This is a genomic window from Pseudarthrobacter sp. TE3704 (assembly GCF_056279405.1).
The window spans coordinates 1-4852 of the sequence record NZ_JBWCCJ010000018.1; the positions used below are offsets into that span (position 1 = coordinate 1).

Sequence of the window (4852 nt, forward strand, 5' to 3'; positions counted from 1 at the left end):
CCACGCGAGACAGCGGCGCCCTGGGGCTAATGATCGAAAACCAGGCATTGCAACGCTATGGTAACCTCCGCGTTCCGGTTGACCTGATATCCCATACAAACTTCCAATTCGGTCGCAATGCGGACGAATTCAACTCTGCCAATACCCTTCATGACAACGGAGTACATAGTGACGCTTGAAGCAGACGTTCTGGCCGCCTACCCGGCCGAGGTTCCGATTCCCGCCGGGGCCGTGGCTGATGCCTTGGCCGCCGCGAACGCGAAAACCCCAAGGGTGCTGGTGGTGCTTGACGACGACCCTACTGGAACTCAGTCAGTTGCAGATCTGCCGGTCCTCACCCGATGGGAAGCGTCCGACTTTACCTGGGCGTTCGAACATATTGCCCGGAGCGGCTGCAGCCCTGCCGTTTACGTCCTCACCAACTCGCGGAGCCTGGACCCGGCCGAGGCCGCCGTCCGGAATGAAGAGGTAGTCCGAAATGCCCTCGCCGCCGCCGGGTCGCTTGAGAAACTGCGTCTGGGCTTCGTTAGCCGCAGCGATTCCACCCTTCGCGGCCATTACCCGCTGGAACCTGATGTCATCGCCGCCGCAGTTGCGGATGCCACCGGTGAGAAGACCGACGGCGTGGTGCTGGTCCCGGCTTTCCCCGACGCCGGGCGGGTCACCATTGGCGGTGTCCACTACATGCGCGGCACGGGCGATGCAGCCGGCACGCTGACCCGGGTCTCGGCCACCGAGTTCGCCAAGGACGCCACCTTCGGCTTCACCACCTCCGTCATGCCTGCCTATGTCGAGGAAAAATCCCACGGCCGCTTCGCAGCGGATTCGGTGATCGTCCTGGACCTCAACATTATCCGCGCCGGTGCAGCCGCCCAGGATCCTGCCGCCGGTGCGCAGATCAGTGCCAACGCGATCGCCGACGCCATCGATGCGGCCACTGACTCCACCCCGATAGTGGCCGACATCGTCACCGAAAATGACCTGCGTGCCTTGTCCCTCGGCCTGGAGGAAGCCGAGCGGCGGGGCAAGAAGCTGCTGTACCGCGTGGGCCCGCCGTTTGGTCGTGCCCGGATCGGCCAGGAGATCCGTACCGAACTCAGCGGCGCCGAGGCCTATGCAGGCAACACCCCGTCCGAGGCCGGCGGGCTCATCGTCGTCGGCTCCCATGTGGGCGTCACTACCCGTCAGCTGAAGGCTCTGACCGAGCAGCACAGTTCGGCTCGGATTGTTGAGATTGACGTGGAGAAATTGCTTGCGGCCGAAACCGCTGCGGCTGCTGACGCTTATTTGGACCAGACAGTGGAGACGGTCGTTGAAGCGCTCCGCGGCGGCGACGTCATCGTCCACACCAGCCGGCTGCTGATCAAGACGGACGACCCCGCCGAAAGCCTGCGGATCGCCCGCACGGTCTCGGCCGCCGTCGTTGCCGTGGTCAACCGCACCCTGAAGACCTTCCCGCCCCGGTTTGTCATCGCCAAGGGCGGCATCACTTCCTCCGACGTGGCCGCACACGGCCTGGAAATCCGCCACGCCATTGTCCGCGGCCCCATGCTGCCGGGCATTGTCTCCCTCTGGGAGCCGGTGGACGGCCCCGCCAAGGGCATCCCCTACATCGTCTTCGCCGGCAACGTGGGTGACGACCAGTCCCTCGCCGACGTCACCCGCAAGCTCAGCAGCACCTTCTAACCCGGAAATTTAAGGACGAACATGACCAGCGATTGCACCAGCCCTGTCATTGCTCTACGAGCCGTGGCATTGAGCGGGGCCACGCGCACGGTGGAGACCGTCATATCCGCCAGCCCGCTGCCTACTGCGGTGAGCAACCGGGCCGGCTTCGCACTGACCGTCGTCGCGATTCTGGCGGGAGGGCTGGGGGTCTGATGCGTACCCGATTGGACCACTTGGTCACCTCTGCCCTGCAGCACGGCTCCGCAGTTCCCGCCTTCACCTGCTACGACTTCACCACGGCCCTGGCCGTGGTGGCCGCGGCCGAGGAATCCGGCCGCGGCGTGATCGTGCTGGTGGCTCCGAAGACCGCCGCAACCCCCAACGGCCTGCGGCTGATCGCAGCGCTCAGGGGCCTGGCGGACGCCGCCGGTGTTCCCGTCGCGGTCCAGCTGGACCATGCCTCGGACCTGACAGTGATGGCCGACGCCGTCGCGGCAGGGGCGGATTCCGTCCTCGCCGACGGTTCCTCCCTTTCCTACGAGGACAACATTGCGCTGGTCCGGAAGGCCCGCGCACTGCTGGGCTCCGACGTCGTGCTTGAAGCGGAACTGGGCGGCCTGGCCGGTGACGAGGACCGCGCCTTCGGAGCGGACCAGTCCGGTGTTTCCGTGGCCGGCCTGACCGACTCTGCCCAGGTGGAAGACTTCGTTTTCCGCACCGGAGCTGAGCTCCTGGCCGTGGCCGTGGGCAACGTCCACGGCAAGTACAAGGGAGAGCCCCAGCTGCGCTGGGATGTACTGCAGGACATCGCGGTGCGGACCCACATTCCCCTGGTGCTGCACGGCGCCTCCGGCATCCCCGCGGATGAACTGGTGAAGGCAGCATCCATGAACGTGGGCAAGGTCAACTTCAACACCGAACTCCGCACCGGCGTGCTCGCCACCCTGCAGGAACAGCTGCCCCGGCATCGCTCCGACGGCGAAAACCTCCAAGGGCTCCTCAGTCACTGGAACACCGCAGCCAAGAGTTTCGCTGTCAACGCACTGGCCACCCTTACCCGCTAAGCCCAATCCCCCGAGCTCGGTGGTTTGGCTTCACCGGAAAGAAGCCAAACCACCGGCAATTCGAGCATAGGGTGCACGATGCGTTGCGCGCATTCACTAAGTACAGTCCTGCGTGTTGTCCGGCCAAGGTACGCATGCGGCTGCGAGCACTGCGCAAGACATCCAAAGGTTCCCGCTGGGCCCGACCGGAGCGGCGAGCAGCCCCGCCGGCGGGAAGGCCGACTTGCCCTACTCGATTGCCAAGCAGGCGGAGGGCAAGTGCTGCTCCCCCGGAAGCTGGCGGTACAGTCTGGGCAACGAGCACCATCGTAATTGGCTGGCCCAAACCCAGAAAGAATCCGCAGAGGGCCAGCAGCGCTGCTGCAATCCACGATAGCTCGAGTAACCAGGGCACAATGCCAGCGTGGATCCTGCTCCCGCAAGGCTGACTACGACCAGCGCGGCCCGGCTCCAACGGGCGAGAAGGGCCTGCAGCAGTAGGCGTGAAACGATGGATGCGGCCCCGCGGACAGCTAGCAGGATACCTATGATGACAGGGGGTACACCTTTGTCTTCTCCCAGGACAGGGAGGAAGGCCACCAGTATGTCTGTGGTGGCCAAGAGGGCAAGACTCGCCACCATGTTTGTCCGCATGGTCGGATACCGGAGGAGAGCAGAGAATTTCTCTGGGCGCGGCGGTAAGGTCGCGCCTATTTCGTCACCGCGTGCTTGCTTTGCCGCGGTCCCGAACGCGAACGGAACGGCGAGAAACGAGATTATCCCGGCAATGAGGAGTGCGGCATTGGCGTCTGCAAGCCGCATTGCAGCAGGGACTCCTGCGAGGACCCCATGGCTAAGCCCGCCACGAGAGGTCCCACCATCTGGCCGGCAGCGACGGCAGCACTGAACCACCCGAAGGCCGCATCCATCTGGCAGACGCGTACGAATCTCGCGATCGCTGATTGGCTCGCGATAATGAAACATAATTGCCCAGGCCCGCCAGTGCACTGGCCACAATGACGATGACAAGGGACGGAGACACAGCAAGTACAAAGGGTCCGGCGGCAAGGAAAAATGCTCCGACAGTCACGATTCCCCGCAGCGAGCTGCACCTGTCGGATATCCTGCCGAGCCAGAGAGCTGCGGCCACGGGCACCAGCGCGAACGACGCCGAGGTCAGACCGATGGTGATGGACTCTCCGCCCAACGCCAGGACCTGCTGTTTCCGGTGCACCAGCCTAAGGGCACAAGAAGTTGCTCCCCCTAGGAGCTCTCATGGCCATGACTCACCGGTGGCACCGTTCGGCCAGCTCTGGCGTTCCCTGTCATGTTCGTCAGTGGTTACGCAGGGAGCTTCGCGACGCGCTGAGCGAGGTAGTCTACGCCGATACGGGGGCTCGACAGAACTGTCATCTTGGTCTTTTCCTGGAGAACGCCGGCAAGGCGATTCATGGATGCTTGCGCCAGAACGATGATGTCAACGTTTTTCGCTAGATCCGTCGCCTGCTCAGTGATCATGGCATCGTGCTTTTCACGGTCCCCCGACATGAGGACTGAGAATGCTCCTTCGCACAACCGCTGCTCGATTGTGATGCTGCGTCCGATTTCATCGGCTTTTGCTTGGATCAGATCTGATGTCGGACCAAGCGTGGTGGGAACGGTGGCCAGGACGCCAATTCGAGTGCCTTCACGGGCGGCCAGCATCGCCATCGCCTCGTCAATTTTAACCACCGGGGTATGGACGTTTCGGGCGGCGACATCCAAAGCCGGCCCCAACGAAGAGCATGCAGAGAAAATGATGTCCGCGCCCGCTGCTTCTGCCGCCTGTGCAAGATGGGTCATTCGCGCCTCGCTGTTCGGTGAAATACCTTGCTCGCGCACAACTGTGGCCAAAACGTCAGAGTCGACAAAGTGCATGACTTCAGCATCTGGAATGAGCTCAGCAATGAGGTCATTAATCACAGGTTCGACAGAAACGAAAACGAAGCTTGTATGCAGAATCGCAATTTTCTTGGGCACGCTGGTTACTTCCTCTGGGTGGGGATGCCTGATGCATCTGACGATTCATCAAGGCTGATCCGGATTTGATGACGGCAACTGGTTGGAGATGCAGAGCTTTGGTTTCTTATGGGTTTGGCCCT

General features: G+C 62.8%; 4 protein-coding genes. 3 read left to right on the top strand and 1 reads right to left on the bottom strand.

Going from position 1 to position 4852, the window contains the following annotated elements:
• The first annotated feature begins 168 nt into the window (after positions 1–168).
• From ACZ9BC_RS22635 to ACZ9BC_RS22645, 3 genes are all read left to right on the top strand, one after another.
• A complete protein-coding gene (locus ACZ9BC_RS22635; protein ID WP_476247924.1) occupies positions 169–1686 on the top strand; it encodes a four-carbon acid sugar kinase family protein in 1518 nt (505 codons plus the stop codon).
• Between the two features lie 63 nt (positions 1687–1749).
• Positions 1750–1881 (top strand): hypothetical protein, encoded by a 132-nt coding sequence (locus tag ACZ9BC_RS22640; RefSeq protein WP_476247925.1) that lies wholly within the window; start codon positions 1750–1752, stop codon positions 1879–1881.
• A complete protein-coding gene (locus ACZ9BC_RS22645) occupies positions 1881–2732 on the top strand; it encodes a class II fructose-bisphosphate aldolase (RefSeq protein ID WP_476247926.1) in 852 nt (283 codons plus the stop codon). The genes ACZ9BC_RS22640 and ACZ9BC_RS22645 overlap by 1 nt, the downstream gene beginning before the upstream one ends.
• A 1320-nt stretch (positions 2733–4052) precedes the next feature.
• On the opposite strand, the gene ACZ9BC_RS22650 is transcribed toward ACZ9BC_RS22645, so the two are convergent.
• A complete protein-coding gene (locus ACZ9BC_RS22650; protein WP_430231625.1) occupies positions 4053–4730 on the bottom strand; it encodes an aspartate/glutamate racemase family protein in 678 nt (225 codons plus the stop codon).
• Between the last annotated feature and the right edge of the window lie 122 nt (positions 4731–4852).